The sequence below is a fragment of the Limnobacter sp. genome, from assembly GCF_046297615.1.
Classification (GTDB): Bacteria; Pseudomonadota; Gammaproteobacteria; order Burkholderiales; family Burkholderiaceae_B; genus Limnobacter.
Genome location: NZ_JBKBHM010000002.1, coordinates 287,209 through 301,735 on the forward strand (window position 1 = coordinate 287,209; position 14,527 = coordinate 301,735).

The following is a 14,527-nucleotide window of genomic DNA, read 5'->3' on the forward strand; positions in this document are numbered from 1 at the left end:
CCCTGCTCGGACATTCCCCAAAACAATTCGCAGCCTTGTGCATCCAAACGGGCTGCTTCTTGGTTATGGTTGATGTTGTTTCACATCCATGGGCTGAGTCATGAGTGCTTTGGCTGTATTTCTGTGGGGCTGGCTTGGTTTGGCCAGCATCTTTACCCTGGTTTGGGCAGTTCAACTGAAAACCCGAAACGCGGGCATCGTGGACGCCGTGTGGGCGTGGACTCTGGGTGCTCTGGGCCCTTGGTTTGCCCTCAACTCACCAGCGCCTGACACGCTGAAGTGGCTGCTCGCCATCATGCCGCTGGTGTGGGGGCTGCGCTTGGGCACCTACCTGTGGTTCCGCAATCACGGAAAACCCGAAGACGGGCGTTACAAACAGTTGCGGGTGGAATGGGGTGCCAGCGCCAACACCCGCATGTTCAGCTTTTTCCAGGTTCAGGTCGTGTTTTCCATGCTGATTTCCCTGGGTATGCTGGTCATTTCCCAACGCATTGACGAACCTGCCCAGTGGGCTGTGCTGCTGGCGGTGGCGTTGTGGGTCGTCTCCATCGCCGGTGAATACCTGGCTGACCAACAACTGGCGAAGTTCAAGGCCAACCCAGCCAACAAAGGGCGTGTGTGTCGTCAAGGGCTGTGGAAATACTCGCGGCACCCCAATTACTTTTTCGAGTGCCTGCACTGGGTGGCTTACCTGCCCTTGGCCTTGGGCGCCCCGTGGGGCGTGCTGGCCTTGCTGCCGCCGTTGGTGATGGCCTTCCTGCTGATGAAAATGTCGGGCATTCCCGCCACCGAAGCACAGGCTGCCCGCACACGCCCCGAGTACGCTGAATACATCCGCACCACGTCGCCTTTGATCCCCTGGTTTCCGAAATCCTGACCGAACGCATTCACCATGAGCATCAGCACCTCCACCACCCTGCCCGGCGCCTCCCTGTTTGACCGGATCAAGGACAAAGCTCTTCAGTTGGGCATCGACGCCTGTGAGCGCGGGCTGGTGCCCGATGCCGCCTTGCGGGCTGCCATGCGGGGCCTGATGGCCCAACGCCTCGAGGATGAATCCCTCAATGATGCTGAACAGGCACGTCAACGCTTGCAGGCCTTGGTCGAAGAACTGCGCCAAGCCCCAATTGCAATTGACACTGACGCCGCGAATGAACAGCACTACGAAGTGCCCGCCGAGTTTTTTCACCTGCATTTGGGGCCATGCAAGAAATACTCGTGTGCCTTGTACCCCACTGGGGCGGAAACACTGGCGCAGGCCGAGCTGGCCATGCTGGAGGTGTATGCCGAACGTGCCGGGCTTACCGATGGGCAGCGCATTCTGGAACTGGGGTGCGGATGGGGGTCACTGTCCCTGTGGATGGCCCAGCGCTTCCCCCAATCACAGGTGGTGGGAGTCTCCAATTCCAACGGCCAGCGCGAGTACATCGAAGCGCGCGCCCGCGAGCGCGGACTGACCAACCTGACGATCATCACCGCCAACATCACTGAGTTTGATTTTCCACACGCTGGCGTTGAGGCGGGGTTCGACCGGGTCATCTCGATTGAAATGTTCGAGCACATGAAGAACTACCAGCAACTGTTCGCCAAAGTGGCCAGTTGGATGAACACAGGCGCCAAGCTGTTTGTGCATGTGTTTGCCCACCAAACCCTGGCTTACCATTTCGAAGTCAAAGACAGTTCGGACTGGATGAGCAAGTATTTCTTCACAGGCGGCATCATGCCCAGCGCCGACTTGTTTCTGCATTTTCAGGACCACCTGAGTGTCAAAAAGCAATGGTGGATCAACGGTCAGCACTACGAGAAAACCGCCAATCACTGGCTTGAGAACATGGACGCTGCACGCGACCGCATCATGCCCGTGTTTGAGACAGGCTACGGCAAAGCCGACGCGGCGCTCTGGTTTCAGCGCTGGCGCATGTTTTACATGGCCGTGGCTGAACTTTTTGGGTATGAACAGGGTCGACAATGGGGTGTGGTTCACACCCTCTTTGAAAAACGACCATGAGCCCCAGACACGCTTCAAAAAAATACCGCAACCTTGCCTTACTGCTGAGTCTGTCCGCTTTGTTCGCTGCAGGCTGCAGCACCACTGGGCAAAAACCTGAGCCGTACACCTGGCGCACGGCAGCCGTGGTCGCTTCGATGGGCAATCCCGAGAAGGACCCACCCGGCGTCAACCCTGCCAGTTGCATTCCCACTGCGGATAAGCCACCCGTGGTCCTTGTGCATGGCACATTCGCCAACAAACTGATTGCATGGGGTGGTTTGGGCCCCTACCTGGCGCAACAGGGGCGGTGCGTGTATGCGCTCAATTACGGTGCGCGGGATGACAAAGACGTGTTCAAAGGCATGGCCCCGGTTGAAGAATCAGCGCGGCAATTGGCTGCTTTTGTCGAACAGGTTCGCCAACAAACCGGCGCGCCGAAAGTGGACCTCATTGGTCATTCCCAAGGCGGCTTGCTGATTCAGTACTACACCAAAATGATGGGCGGTGCCGACAAGGTACACACCCTGATTGCCATGGCCCCCAGCACCCGCGGCACCACCAAAGCCGACCAAAGCACCCCGAAAGTGGCCGAAGGCAGCACCCCAGACGAACGCTATGCAGCGTCAAAAAGCCAGGGGGGCTCCTTTTGGAATTGCCCCGCCTGTTCAGACCAACGCACCGACTCCCCAGTCATTACCGCATTCCTGAAAGGCCCGATTGCCCAGCCCAATGTGCGTCACAACATCATCGCCACCCGGCAGGACAAGGTCGTGGTTCCCGTGGACAACCAACTGGTGAAAGAACCGGGCGTCAACAACATCGTGTTGGACGACGTTTTTCCTGAACGGTGGTTTACCCACACCAACATGCTTTACAACCAGGACGTTTGGCGACTGGTTGAACAAACCCTGTCCAAACCTTGAGGAAGACATTGCCATGAATCGACACATCGCTTCTCATGTGAGCAAGACAGCCAGCATCGGCCTTTTCGCAGGCCTGCTGTTCAGCGCCCTGCCCCTTCAAGCTCAGGAAATGCGCTTCTCAGGCAAGGCCTACGACCTGTCCAACAACCAATGGATTTATACCGAGCAACACACTCAGGTGTTCAAGGATGGCCGTTGGGTCAGCGGCACCATCAAATACGTCAGCCCAAGCGGTGAAGTGATCGCCGACAAGAAACTGGATTTCTCGGCAGACCCTTATATTCCACTGACGCAGATGAGTATCCCAAGCCAGCAATACAGCGAAGCAATCCGCAGTGTGAAAGGCGATGTGGTTCAGATGGAAACCACTGAGAACGGCAAAACGGACAGTGGCGAAATTACGGTGAAACGGCCAGTCGCTGCCGACTCGGGGTTTCATTCGTTTGTGCAAGCCAACCTCAAAGCCCTTCAGGATGGCAAAACCATTCCCTTGAGTTTTGGCGTGGTGGCCCGAAAGGATCAATACCAGTTCAGAATTCGAAAAACCGGCAACAGCCAGAAAGACGGCAAGAACCTGATTGAACTGAAAGCCGAGCCCAACTCCTTGCTTCGTTTGCTGGCTGACCCACTCACGCTGACCTACGACCTGGACACCAAAAACCTGATTGAGTATGTGGGGCCATCCAACATTCCCAACGCAAAAACCCGGAAAGTACCCCAGGTTCGTATTGAGTACAGTTATTAAAAACAAGCCTTTCGCAGTATGAATGCCACCGTAGCCCTGCCTTTGTTCCCACTTGGCTCAGTCCTGTTTCCGGGTGGCTTGCTCCACCTCCACATTTTCGAAGTGCGTTACCTCAAGCTGATTCGTGAATGTGTTGACAGCCAGACGCCATTTGGGGTGATTCACCTTAAACAAGGGCAAGAGGTGAGGCGGCCCGGCGAACAGATTGCCCTGGCCGGGGCAGGTACATTGGCCCAGATTGTTGAATTTCAGGCCATTCAACCGGCCCTGTTCAAAATCAAATGCACAGGTACACACCGCTTTCGCCTGAAGTCAGCCCAACAGGATTCCAGTGGCTTGTGGCTGGGCGATGTCGATTTGCGTGAGGAAGACCCAGCCATTCAAGTGCCAGAACACCTGACACATTGTGCGCGCGACTTGGAACGCATCATCGCAGAGCTGAGGAACCGCAGCATTCCGATGGAGCAGTGGCCCTTTGACGGCAACACGGCCAGTTATGAAGACTGTGCATGGGTGGCCAACCGCTTGTGCGAGTTACTGCCGATGACTTCCGACATGCGGGAGCAACTACTGGGCGTCGACAACCCACTGATGCGCCTCGAACTGGTCAACGACCTGATGAGCTCCCGCACAGGGCTGTGAACAACGACTCAATGATGATGGCCCGAGTGGCCATGGCCGCAACCCTGGGTGGGCTGCGCCACAACACCCGTTTTCAGCTCCAGACGGGCAACCTTCATCACTTGGTATGACGCGGTCACCGCCAACACCGCCATAAACACAGCCACCAGCAGGTCGGGCCAAGGCTGCGCGGTGTAAGCCACGGCAGCCGCGGCAAGCATCACCGCCACATTACCAATGGCGTCATTGCGGCTGCACAACCACACTGACTGCATGTTGGAATCACCATCGCGCCAGCGGAACAGCATCAAGGCCACGCCCACATTCACCAGCATTGCCACAAAACCGATGATGCCCATGGTGTACGCCTCAGGTGGCTCCCCATTCAAAAATCGATAGGCCGCAATACCTAGAATTACCACCCCAAACAGAAACATGCTGCCCGCCTTCAGCAAGGAGGCGCGTGCACGGGCAGTCACCGCCATACCCAGCACAAACAGACTGATCCCATAATTGGCCGAATCGCCCAGAAAATCGAGCGAATCCGCCAGCAAAGACACAGAGCCCGCCTTCAGACCACTGGCAACCTCCACCAGAAACATGGCGGCGTTGGCCAACAAAGCCAGCCAAAGAACCCTGCGATAGGTGGGTGACGCCTCAACAGCAGGTGCATGATGGTGATCGTGATGACAGCCTGGCATGGCCCCCCCTTGGCTCAATGGTTGAATGTCATGCGGAGAGCGAACTGGTGCTCGCGCTGCCTGCCTGCCATTCAGCCACGCAACGCTCACTGTATGACCACAGGGCTTCAGCAAGATTCGCATCACCGGCTACGGCCGTATGCCGACCCTCCCGGCAGTCCGAGTAATACAGGCCACTGTGATGCTGAACATCCGGGCTGAGCGCGCAATACAGCGTGGTTTTCGCCCCGTCCTCTGGCGAAATCATGAACAACTTGATCAGCGGCTGAATAAAGCCCGGCAGCTTGCGCCACACTTCAGTCGCCACCACCCCAGGGTGCAAGGCATACGTGGTGATTGAGCTTCCCTTCAAACGCTGGGCCAACGCTTTCACAAACAGAATATTGGCCAACTTGGCCTGCGCATACTCTTTGATGCCCCCAGCCCCTTGGGTTGCCTGTCTCAGGCTGTCAAAATCAATGCCCCGCGCATGCCGATGCGCACGGCTGGCCACCACCACCACACGCGCCTGTGTGGGCTTCTGAAGTGCTGGCATCAGCAATTGGGTCAACAGGAAATGCCCCATGTGGCACACACCAAAGGTCAACTCGAACCCGGAACGGGTCAATCCCTTGGCACCCGCCAAGCCTGCATTGTTGATGAGCAGGTCCAGCCCCAGGTTGCGCGCCAAAAACTGATTCGCACAGGTCCGCACAGACTCAAAATCACCGAGGTCCAGCGGCAGGAACTCCGCCTTGGCCTGGCCGTTGGAGCGTTCATTGATCTCCGCCAGCACCTCCGCTGTTTTGGCGGCGTCCCGACAGGCCAAAAACACGTGAAAGCCAGACAAAGCCAGTTGCACTGCCGTCACCCGGCCAATACCCGTGTTGGCCCCGGTGACCAAGGCCACTTTGCCTTGGGCCGACAAGTCTTGATTGGCTGCATGCCCCATGTGTCACTCCCGATTAGATCATCCCCACTAGTGTATCGGGCAGTGAAGGCAAAATGGTTGCAGCGGTGCTTGCTCAGCGCGTCTAGAATTGGGAAGCCTCAACCATTTGAAAAGAGCTGTTGCCATGAAAGACCGATTGCCCTACTTCGCCCGCCTGTTTGTCATGATTTGGTTCATCATCGGCGGCCTGGGCCATTTTGTGGCCACCGACTTCTTTGTCCGTATTACGCCACCCTGGGTACCTTACCCTCTGGAGGTGGTGTGGGTCAGCGGCCTGTTTGAGCTGGCAGGGGCCATTGGTATGGCCCTACCGGCCTGGCGGAAGGCAGCGGGCCTGGGGTTGTTCATGCTGACCATTGCGGTGTCAGGGGCCAACGTCAACATGTCGCTGAACCCGCACCTGTTTCCCGAATTCCCGCCGGTGTTGCTTCACCTGCGCATGGCCCTTCAAGTGTTTTTACTCGGCTGTATTCTGTTAGGTTCTGGCTGGTGGCGCCCTGCGTTTCTGGGTAAAGCTGACCAGCCACACACCAGCCAGCACAGCACTGGCCCCCAATAACTGCAGCACAGACACCGCCTCGCCCAACACCAGCCAGGACAAGCCCAAAGTCAGCATCGGCCCCAAGGTGCCGATGAGCACCGCCCGGCTGGACCCAATCAACTGAATGGCCGACGACTGCCACACCACCGGCAAAGCCGTCGACACCAAAGCCATGGCTGCGCAACAGGCCCACACAGGCCATGGCTGGTTCAGTGCCTGCAACGGTTCCGTGGCTGAAAAATGCAGCAAACAAGCGATGGTGGACACGCCACTGGCCAGCACCGCGAACCGAAGTGCACCCACGTGGTGGAGCATCCGCTCCGCGCCCACGTTGTAGAGCGCATAACTCAAAGCCGACGCCAGCACCAATGACGCCCCCAGCCACAAGCCTGACGTGTTGTCGATTGCGCCCAAGTCATGCACAAACACCAAAGCGATACCGGCGTAAGTCAAAGCGACTGCCCCCCATTGTCTGGGGGTGGATGCATGCCTCATCACCACCACATTGATCACCAAGGTCATCGTCGGGTAAGTGAACAGAATCAGGCGTTCCAGCGCCGCTGAAATGGTCTGCAGCCCCATAAAGTCGAGAATGCTGGAACCGTAGTACCCCAGCAAACCCAAAATCACCAAGCCAAGCCACTGCCCTGGGCTTAACGGCGGGGCGTTACGCAAGGCACTGCGACACAACCACATAAACAATGGCATGGCCAACAGCATGCGCAAGGTCAACAGCGTGATGGGGCTTACTGTGCCGTAACCATAGGCCAACTTCACGAACACCGCCTTCATCGAAAAGCCAGCGGCCGCCAACACCGCCAACCATACGCCCCGTTGCTCGTCACTGGCCACGGCCCAGCGGTTCAACTTCATGGTCAATATCTGCATATTCCTTATCATTCGCTTTCATGCAATGATGACAAGCAATACACGCCCTGAAAATCGCTGAATTCGGAACAAACCATTCGATGAAAACGAACGCTTTGAAGTATGACCTGGAAGACCTCCGTGTGTTTGCCACGGTGGCCTCGCTGGGTAACCTCACCCACGCAGCACGTGTCGTCAACCTTGCGCCCTCCTCGGCCTCCCATCGCATTCAAAACCTGGAAGCGGCCATTGGCACCCCACTGCTTGAGCGCCTGCCACGCGGGGTTAGGGCCACAGCGGCCGGTGAAGCCCTTTTGCGCCACGCACGGCGAGTGTTTGCACAATTGGAGCAGTTACACGCAGACCTGTCCCCTTATGCACTGGGCATACGCAGCCACATTCGCTTGTGGGCCAATACCCACGCCACCCACACCTACTTGCCTGATGACTTGGCTCAGTTTCTCAAACAGCATGAACAAGTGAGGGTGAGCCTGGAAGAACACCCCAGCGCTGACATTTTGCGCGCAGTCGCGCAAGGGGATGTGGACATCGGGATTGTGGCCGGCATGCCGGAGAGCCCGAATGTCATCCAACTGCCCTATCGAGAAGACCACCTCGTCTTGGTGGTTGCGCGCCAGCACCCGCTGGCACGGCGAAAAAGAATTCGCTTCGAATCTGTACTGGAGTACCCCTTCGTCTTGCTGAATTCCGGATCCGCCATTCACACCTTCACCATGAATGCCGCTGCAGCCCTTGGGGCGCATCTGGACGTGCGCATTCAAGTGCGCAGTTTTGAGGCAGTCATTCGAATGGTGAGCGCAGGCGCTGGGGTGGGGTTACTGCCCCACAGCGCCTTGAGCGAACAAGACCTCACTCACCGCGTGGTGGCGCTGAAACTGGACGAGGCCTGGGCCCCTCGCCACCTGAAGATTTGCATTCGGGCCGACCGCGAACTGAACAAATCCACAGCCGCCTTGGTGCAGGCCCTTAGCCAGGGAGTTTTAAACGACGCTGTTTGACGTGCGCCAAGAGATCGGCAGGCAACCATCGTTGTCCGCCCCCTTCCTCGGCTTGACGAATCAAGGTGATCAGGGCCGCATTCACAGGGGTATGCAAACCATTGCGCAAAGCCAAGCGCACCACTTCACCATTAATCCAATCAATCTCAGTGCGTCGCCCCAGTTGCAGGTCTTCCCACATGGACGAACGCGCCAGAGGGTCAATCGCCAAAATTTTTCGGGCGGCCAAGGCGAATAACCAGTCAGGAATGCTCAGCACCCAAGGCAAGAGGCGCGGGGGCACCGCAGTCACTTTGGCCACAGGTACACCAGCCTTGCGCAGCACGCCCAGCGCCTCGGCAATTGCCAGGGCCAGCACCCTTCGGTAGCCCCGCAGGGAAAGCTCTTCCTTTAGCGGTAAACCCGACAAGGCATTGACTGAATTGTTCAGGTTCATCAACAGCTTGCCCCACTGCACGGCCTGCATATCCGCCGAACGAAGCAATGGCAAGCCGGCTGAAGCAAATGCAGCTTCCGCCCCAGCAGGCAATGGCCCCACCTCAATGTCCAACTGCCCTTCAGACCCTTGGTGAAAACGCCCCTCACCCCGATCAATCACATTGAATGGCACCATGCCCGCCAGCACGGCGTGATTGGGCAACTGCTCGCGCAGCACCGGCACATTGCGCACACCGTTCTGAAAACTGACCACCGGCACATGCTGGGGCAACAGGCCCGCCAAGGTTGATGCAGCGTCTGCTGTGCCTGCCGATTTCATGGTGAGCAACACCAAGTCAACATCGGCCAAAGCCTCAGGGGATTCCGACAGGCTCAAATGCTGAGCCTGGGCCAGAACATCACGGCCAAGGTAATCCGTCAGCCGCAAACCGTGGCTGCTGATTGAAGTCAACACCCGGGCGCGCCCCACCAGCACCACATCCACACCGGCTGCAGCCAGGCAACCCCCAACATAGCAGCCGATGCTGCCTGCTCCGTACACACCGATCCGCATTTGCCTTACTCGCTCCGGTTTGAACATTCCGCAAGGGTTGGGGTGTGCTTGCACCTCACCCGCAGCAGAAACTTCATCATCTCCGGACTGTACACCCCTTCAGCGGTCAACTGCGCGCGTGCCTGGTCCATCATTCGCATGTACTTGATTTTCTCCTCCGACCCCAAGGTCATCCAATATTTTTCCGGCACGACTTTTTCCAGTTTGCGAATCACCTCGATACCCTGGTCGAGGAAACGCAAACCAAACTTGCGCAGTTTCTTGATTTTCTCGTCCAGGTCCGGAATTTCCTTCTCAAACTTGGTGCGATTAATGACCGCTGAACCAGTCACCATGGCCAGTGGCAAATCAAACACGGCCCCTTTGGTGCCCAGCCCGCGATAAAGCTCGAACGGCCCATACGCCAAGGCCGGCGCAGCAATAATATCCACCACCCCGTTATTGAACTTCTGTGCAAAATTAGAGATATCGCTGGCCACTGGCTGAGCCCCAATCTGCTGCACCATCTTGGCCTGGCTCGTGTCCCATTCCAGCACCGCCACCTTCTTGCCAGCCGCCTTTTCAATGGAATTGATGGCGCGGTCGTTCACCATCACATAGGCAGCGCCCAAGGGGGCCATTCCGACAATCTGATAAGGATGGTTGATGGACTTCTCATACATGCGGTCACTGCCCATCAAGGCAGCAATCGCAGTTTTCACTTCCTCATAGGTCATCAATGCACCCACCGCATCAAAACTGCCCATGAAGAAATTGAAGTTTCTGGCCCTCAGGGTGGACATACCCACAGCGTCACACGCGCCTACTTTGAACGAGTTGGCCGCCACCGATTCATTGGTGAATGGAATCAGCTCCGCATGCACGTTCCAGCGCTTGGCCTCCAGGGCCACATCCTGAGCAATGGAAAACACCGGGCCATTGCGGCCCATCAGGTCGAAAATGCAAATCTTCAGGTGAAAAGGCTTGTCCAGCGGGGGGACTTCCTTCATCAGTTCCGACGCCACAGCAGAAATGGTGGACTGCACCAAACCGCGACCAGGCAAGGCCGGCTGAGCGCCCTTGGGCATGGCTTCGATACCCGACTGAATGATTTGCCGAGACCCTGCTTTCGAGGGCTCCTCAGCCGCCCCGGCTACCCCTAACGCCAACGCCAACCCACCGAGAAGCAACACCCGAAGCACTGCACATCGCTGGAAGGCAGGCATGGTCATTCATCCTTGGTGGAACATTCAGCGGCCTTGGCGTTGTGGTGACAGCGCACACGCTTAAGCAGTGCCATCATCTTGGGGTCATACACGCCGTCGTTGGTGAGTTGAATGCGCGCCTGCTGCATCATGACGTGATACTTGTCTTGGTCGGCCTGAGGAATGTCCATCCAGTACCGCGATGGCACCTGCTTCTCAATTTGGCGAATGGTGCCGATGGCCTGGTCCACATAGGTCAAGCCGAACTTGCGCATTTTCATCAGGCGATCGTCCAGGTCAGGCACTTCTTTCTCAAGCCGTGTTCGGTTGATCACCGCCGACCCAGTCACGTTGATCAACGGCATTCTGTAAACACCGCCTTTGGTGCCCAAACCGCGATACAGCTCCAGCGGGGCAAAGGCCAAGGCCGGGGCCGCCACAATGTCCACCACACCGTTGTTGAACTTCTGCGCGAAGTTGGTGATGTCGCTGGGAACAGGCTGTGCACCCAGCTGCTGAATCATTTTGGCCTGGCTTTTGTCCCAATCCATCACCGCGACTTTTTTCCCAGCCGCCTTTTCGATTGAATTGATGGCACGATCATTCACCATCACATACGCGGCACCCAGCGGGGCCATGCCCACAATTTGGTATTTCCCATTGATCGAGAGCGGGTAGGTTTTGTCGCTGCCCATCAGCAACTGAAGCGCAGTCTTCACGTGCTCATAACTGGGCAAAGCACCCACCGCATCAAAACTGCCCATGAACGGGTTGAACATGCGGGCACGAAGAGTCGTAATGCCAACCGCCTCGCACTGGCCAGTGCGGAATGACTCCGCCGCTACACTTTCGTTCGTGAATGGCACCAGTTCAACAAACAGGTTCCATTTGCGGGCTTCGATGGCCACATCCTGAGCGATGCCGTACACCGGCCCCGCTTTACCCATGATGTCGAAGATACAAATCTTGACATGCAAAGGCTTGTCCAGCGGCTTCATTTCTTTCATGAGCTGGTCGGACACACTGCCGATCATGCCTGCTGGCATTTTGGGGATGTCCTGCGCCAACGCTGGCGACGCAACAGCAGTCACAGAACAGGACGCAACAAGGGAAAGGCGCGCCAATGTGGCACGCAAATGACTGAACAAAGGCATGGGGGCTGTCTCCGGGTGTTGCTCTTCACGGCAACTGAATATTAATTATTGTGTCTAGGTTTGCGTCAGTATACACATGTATACCTTTGAGTCAAAGCCCCGTAAAATAAGCGCACTCACTCTCAGGAAAACCTCATGTCCGCCATGGTTGAAGACGAATTGGCCAACATGCCAGAAGGCAAACGCAAACTGGTGGTTGCAGCCTTGAAGATTGCGGCAAGGGACGGTACCCCCTTGAACTCGCTCGGTTTGCGTGAACTTGCCCGTGAAGCGGACCTGAACCACAACACCTTCTACCGGCACTTTGAAGACCTGGACGACCTGGCCCGCAGCACCATCGAGCTGATTGCGCAAACCATCATTGAAGAGATGCGTCACATCCGCACGCAAGCGCGCACGACCGCAGACGCCACAGAAGGTGTGGTCAACTTCTTTCTCGAACTGGTGCTGAAAAACCCCGATGCATTTGCTGTAGGCGTTCGGGAGTTGAACACCGTGTCCAGCCCGCTACGGCCCATGCTGCTCAAAGTGATTGACAAGATTGCCCAGCAAAGTGTCGAGCAGATTAGGCATGGTCAACTGGTGGCTGTGAAGGATGATTCCGTGCTTCTTGAAGTGGCCCGCGACATCACGGTTCAAATGTTCAACGCAGCAGTGCCCCTGTTGCGCGCACCAGCCAAGAAACAAAGCATCGCCCAAGCACTGGTCAACAGCATACGCCGCCAATTCCTGGGCGCCATGGCCTTGGAGAGCTTGCTGCCCCCCAAGGCTTAAGGGTTCACCAGTTAAGTGCACGCCTCAAGGGCTGCAATGGCCAAAGCACCCATCACAACGTTAGCCACCAGTCGGTCATTCCGGTCCACCTTGTCAATGGCGTTGTCCAAAATCTCGCGTGGTGCCATCCGCTTCATCCGGGCCTCCCTCACCGCCTTGGCCACCCGCTTGAAGGGCTTGTACACCCCACCCCCAACAAACAGATACTCCAACCAACCCTTGTCCGTCAGGCGCTTGAGCGTGGCCTGAACATCGGCCTCGGAGGGCATCTCTTTGCAAGGCAAGGGGGCTACGCGCTTGGTGAAACACACCGAGAGATTCCCCGTGTCTTCCACATAAGCCACCTCGAAGAAACGGCTTGCCGCAGCAATCAAGCTGTGCCGGGAGTAGTAAAACAGGTGCGCCTTAAAGTAGATGTTGTGAGGGCTGGCATCGGCTTGTTCGATATTGGGCACCTCGATGACCAAACGCCCACCGTCAGCCAACATCGTCCATAACTTCTCCAGCGAACGCTCTGGGTGGGCCAAATGTTCAAACACGTGGAACAGCGTAATCACGTCAAACCGGTCGCCACCAACATCGTCCAGGTTGCAGGTCCGAATATCCACGTCATACGCCTTACGCGCAAAGTCTGAGTACCCTTCATTGGGCTCAATACCTTGCGACGCAAAACCCGCCTGTGCCGCCACGTAACAGAACTCGCCACCACCCGCGCCCACATCCAGCAGCCGCAAGCCACTGGGGTTCAAGCCCGCCCGCTGCATGAAAGCCAAGCGGTCCCGCGCGGTAACCCCAGCACGCCACACATACTTGGCTTTGGGGGCATAGGTACTTTTGTAATCCTGTCGATAATGGTGCGAGTAGTACACCCTCAATGCCTCATCACTGGGCAATTCAAGCTGCTGAACCAAGCCACATTGGCTGCAAAACCCCAAGGGTAAACCATCGCCCGACTTTGCATCGCGACTTTCCCAGTGCTTTAAAAAACCGCCGTGGCAAACCGCACATTCCAAACCCTTAGCTTTTGTGTCGTTGTCTGACATCTCTTTCTCCTTACTTCTCAAAACCCAAACCCTGAACCTGCACCCAACAAAGTGGCCACCCCTAAGCCGGCAAACAGCGCAGCCGCCAAACCATGAACCAACTTCATCGGAATCTTTTGTGCCAGTTTATCGCCTGCAAACACTGCAGGTACATCAGCAATTAACATGCCCAAGGTCGTGCCAGCCACCACCGACAGCACATCCGCATAGTGAGCCGACATGGCCACTGTGGCAATTTGAGTTTTGTCACCCATCTCCGCCAAAAAGAAGGCCACAAAGGTTGTACCAAACACGCCGAACCGGCTGGCAAAACCAGCCTCTTCATCGTCAATCTGATCGGGAATCAATGTCCATATCGCCATGGCCAAAAATCCAAGGCCCAAAACCCAACGCAGAATTTCAGGCCCGACGTTGCTGGTGATCCAGCCACCCACCGCACCTGCCAAACCATGATTGATCAAGGTTGCGGCGGTGATGCCCAACACAATCGGAATCGGTTTCTTGAAACGGGTGGCCAGCAAAAAGGCCAGAAGCTGGGTTTTATCGCCGATTTCAGCAAGGGCGATCACCCCGGTAGAGACGAGTAGCGCTGACATAGTGATTTCCGGGCCCGGACAAAACCAAATGATCAACCCAGCATCTCCAGGCCAACCGGAAGCTGAATGGTCAAAGGTCTTGCCAAGTTCAGAGAACCGCCTGCACCATGGAATGTGTTCCAAGTGTGTTGATGCAGGCCTTTTCCGTGGAGGAAAAGAGGCTACTCCCCAATAAGTACGCGTAGTGTAATTGGGCCCGCGTGTTGAATCAAGAAAAACTTCAACAGCACAGCACGACGGATAGGCAAAGAAAAAGGCCCGGTAGAAACCGGGCCTTTCAGTATTGGTCGGAATGAGAGGATTCGAACCTCCGACCCCTTGCACCCCATTCAAGTTTTCATTGATGACGTAAGCAACTGAATTAAAAAGGATTCATGGGGTAGAGGCGCTAACAAAACAGCCCTTTGGTACCGGCTGGAAACCCGCATGAATGCTGGGTGCGTTTTT

The 14,527-nt window shown here is 56.6% G+C and carries 16 protein-coding genes and 1 riboswitch; of the genes, 8 read left to right on the forward strand and 8 right to left on the reverse strand.

What is annotated here, in order from left to right:
• Positions 1-100: 100 nt before the first annotated feature.
• Genes ACK4FF_RS05275 through ACK4FF_RS05295 form a run of 5 tightly spaced genes read left to right on the forward strand, consistent with a single transcriptional unit; the run spans position 101 to position 4,300 of the window.
• Positions 101-877 carry a DUF1295 domain-containing protein gene (locus ACK4FF_RS05275; RefSeq protein WP_409705503.1) on the forward strand — a complete coding sequence of 259 codons (777 nt, stop codon included), beginning with the start codon at positions 101-103 and terminating at the stop codon, positions 875-877.
• Positions 878-892: 15 nt separating this feature from the next.
• Complete coding sequence (locus ACK4FF_RS05280) at positions 893-2,008, forward strand: SAM-dependent methyltransferase (RefSeq protein WP_409705506.1); 1,116 nt, start codon at positions 893-895, stop codon at positions 2,006-2,008.
• Complete coding sequence (locus ACK4FF_RS05285) at positions 2,005-2,913, forward strand: esterase/lipase family protein (protein ID WP_409705509.1); 909 nt, start codon at positions 2,005-2,007, stop codon at positions 2,911-2,913. Before ACK4FF_RS05280 ends, ACK4FF_RS05285 begins: the two co-directional genes overlap by 4 nt.
• A 13-nt stretch (positions 2,914-2,926) precedes the next feature.
• Complete coding sequence (locus ACK4FF_RS05290) at positions 2,927-3,658, forward strand: hypothetical protein (RefSeq protein ID WP_409705512.1); 732 nt, start codon at positions 2,927-2,929, stop codon at positions 3,656-3,658.
• 18 nt (positions 3,659-3,676) lie between these two features.
• The gene (locus ACK4FF_RS05295) at positions 3,677-4,300 is read left to right on the forward strand and encodes an LON peptidase substrate-binding domain-containing protein (RefSeq protein ID WP_409705516.1); all 624 of its coding nucleotides are present in this window, start codon (positions 3,677-3,679) and stop codon (positions 4,298-4,300) included.
• A gap of 8 nt (positions 4,301-4,308) precedes the next feature.
• Here ACK4FF_RS05295 and ACK4FF_RS05300 read toward each other — a convergent pair whose 3' ends face one another.
• Together ACK4FF_RS05300 and ACK4FF_RS05305 are read right to left on the reverse strand one after the other, a co-directional pair.
• Positions 4,309-4,980 carry a cation transporter gene (locus ACK4FF_RS05300; RefSeq protein ID WP_409705519.1) on the reverse strand — a complete coding sequence of 224 codons (672 nt, stop codon included), beginning with the start codon at positions 4,978-4,980 and terminating at the stop codon, positions 4,309-4,311.
• A 28-nt stretch (positions 4,981-5,008) separates the two neighbouring features.
• Positions 5,009-5,911 (reverse strand): SDR family oxidoreductase, encoded by a 903-nt coding sequence (locus ACK4FF_RS05305; RefSeq protein ID WP_409705522.1) that lies wholly within the window; start codon positions 5,909-5,911, stop codon positions 5,009-5,011.
• Positions 5,912-6,035: 124 nt separating this feature from the next.
• Between ACK4FF_RS05305 and ACK4FF_RS05310 the strand changes: the two genes are divergently transcribed.
• A complete protein-coding gene (locus ACK4FF_RS05310) occupies positions 6,036-6,470 on the forward strand; it encodes a DoxX family protein (protein ID WP_409705525.1) in 435 nt (144 codons plus the stop codon).
• Here the strand turns inward: ACK4FF_RS05310 and ACK4FF_RS05315 are convergent.
• Complete coding sequence (locus tag ACK4FF_RS05315) at positions 6,387-7,325, reverse strand: DMT family transporter (protein WP_409705528.1); 939 nt, start codon at positions 7,323-7,325, stop codon at positions 6,387-6,389. The genes ACK4FF_RS05310 and ACK4FF_RS05315 overlap by 84 nt on opposite strands.
• Positions 7,326-7,420: 95 nt before the next feature.
• Here ACK4FF_RS05315 and ACK4FF_RS05320 point away from each other — a divergent pair, with 95 nt between their 5' ends.
• On the forward strand, positions 7,421-8,338 hold the full coding sequence (locus ACK4FF_RS05320; RefSeq protein WP_409705531.1) for a LysR family transcriptional regulator: 918 nt from the start codon (positions 7,421-7,423) through the stop codon (positions 8,336-8,338).
• Here the strand turns inward: ACK4FF_RS05320 and ACK4FF_RS05325 are convergent.
• The 3 genes from ACK4FF_RS05325 to ACK4FF_RS05335 are packed head-to-tail and all read right to left on the reverse strand — an operon-like array spanning position 8,307 to position 11,667.
• On the reverse strand, positions 8,307-9,329 hold the full coding sequence (locus ACK4FF_RS05325) for a 2-dehydropantoate 2-reductase (protein WP_409705534.1): 1,023 nt from the start codon (positions 9,327-9,329) through the stop codon (positions 8,307-8,309). The genes ACK4FF_RS05320 and ACK4FF_RS05325 overlap by 32 nt on opposite strands.
• Positions 9,330-9,334: 5 nt before the next feature.
• Positions 9,335-10,534 (reverse strand): putative solute-binding protein, encoded by a 1,200-nt coding sequence (locus ACK4FF_RS05330; protein ID WP_409705537.1) that lies wholly within the window; start codon positions 10,532-10,534, stop codon positions 9,335-9,337.
• Between the two features lie 2 nt (positions 10,535-10,536).
• Positions 10,537-11,667, reverse strand: coding sequence for a putative solute-binding protein (locus ACK4FF_RS05335; protein ID WP_409705540.1), 1,131 nt, complete (start codon positions 11,665-11,667; stop codon positions 10,537-10,539).
• A 135-nt stretch (positions 11,668-11,802) separates the two neighbouring features.
• Between ACK4FF_RS05335 and ACK4FF_RS05340 the strand changes: the two genes are divergently transcribed.
• The gene (locus ACK4FF_RS05340; protein WP_409705543.1) at positions 11,803-12,441 is read left to right on the forward strand and encodes a hypothetical protein; all 639 of its coding nucleotides are present in this window, start codon (positions 11,803-11,805) and stop codon (positions 12,439-12,441) included.
• A gap of 11 nt (positions 12,442-12,452) precedes the next feature.
• Here ACK4FF_RS05340 and ACK4FF_RS05345 read toward each other — a convergent pair whose 3' ends face one another.
• Positions 12,453-13,484, reverse strand: coding sequence for a class I SAM-dependent methyltransferase (locus ACK4FF_RS05345; RefSeq protein WP_409705547.1), 1,032 nt, complete (start codon positions 13,482-13,484; stop codon positions 12,453-12,455).
• 17 nt (positions 13,485-13,501) lie between these two features.
• Entirely contained in the window at positions 13,502-14,080 is a 579-nt protein-coding gene (locus ACK4FF_RS05350; RefSeq protein WP_409705550.1) for a TMEM165/GDT1 family protein, read from the reverse strand.
• A gap of 3 nt (positions 14,081-14,083) precedes the next feature.
• Positions 14,084-14,262: riboswitch (yybP-ykoY riboswitch) on the reverse strand.
• Positions 14,263-14,527: the final 265 nt, after the last annotated feature.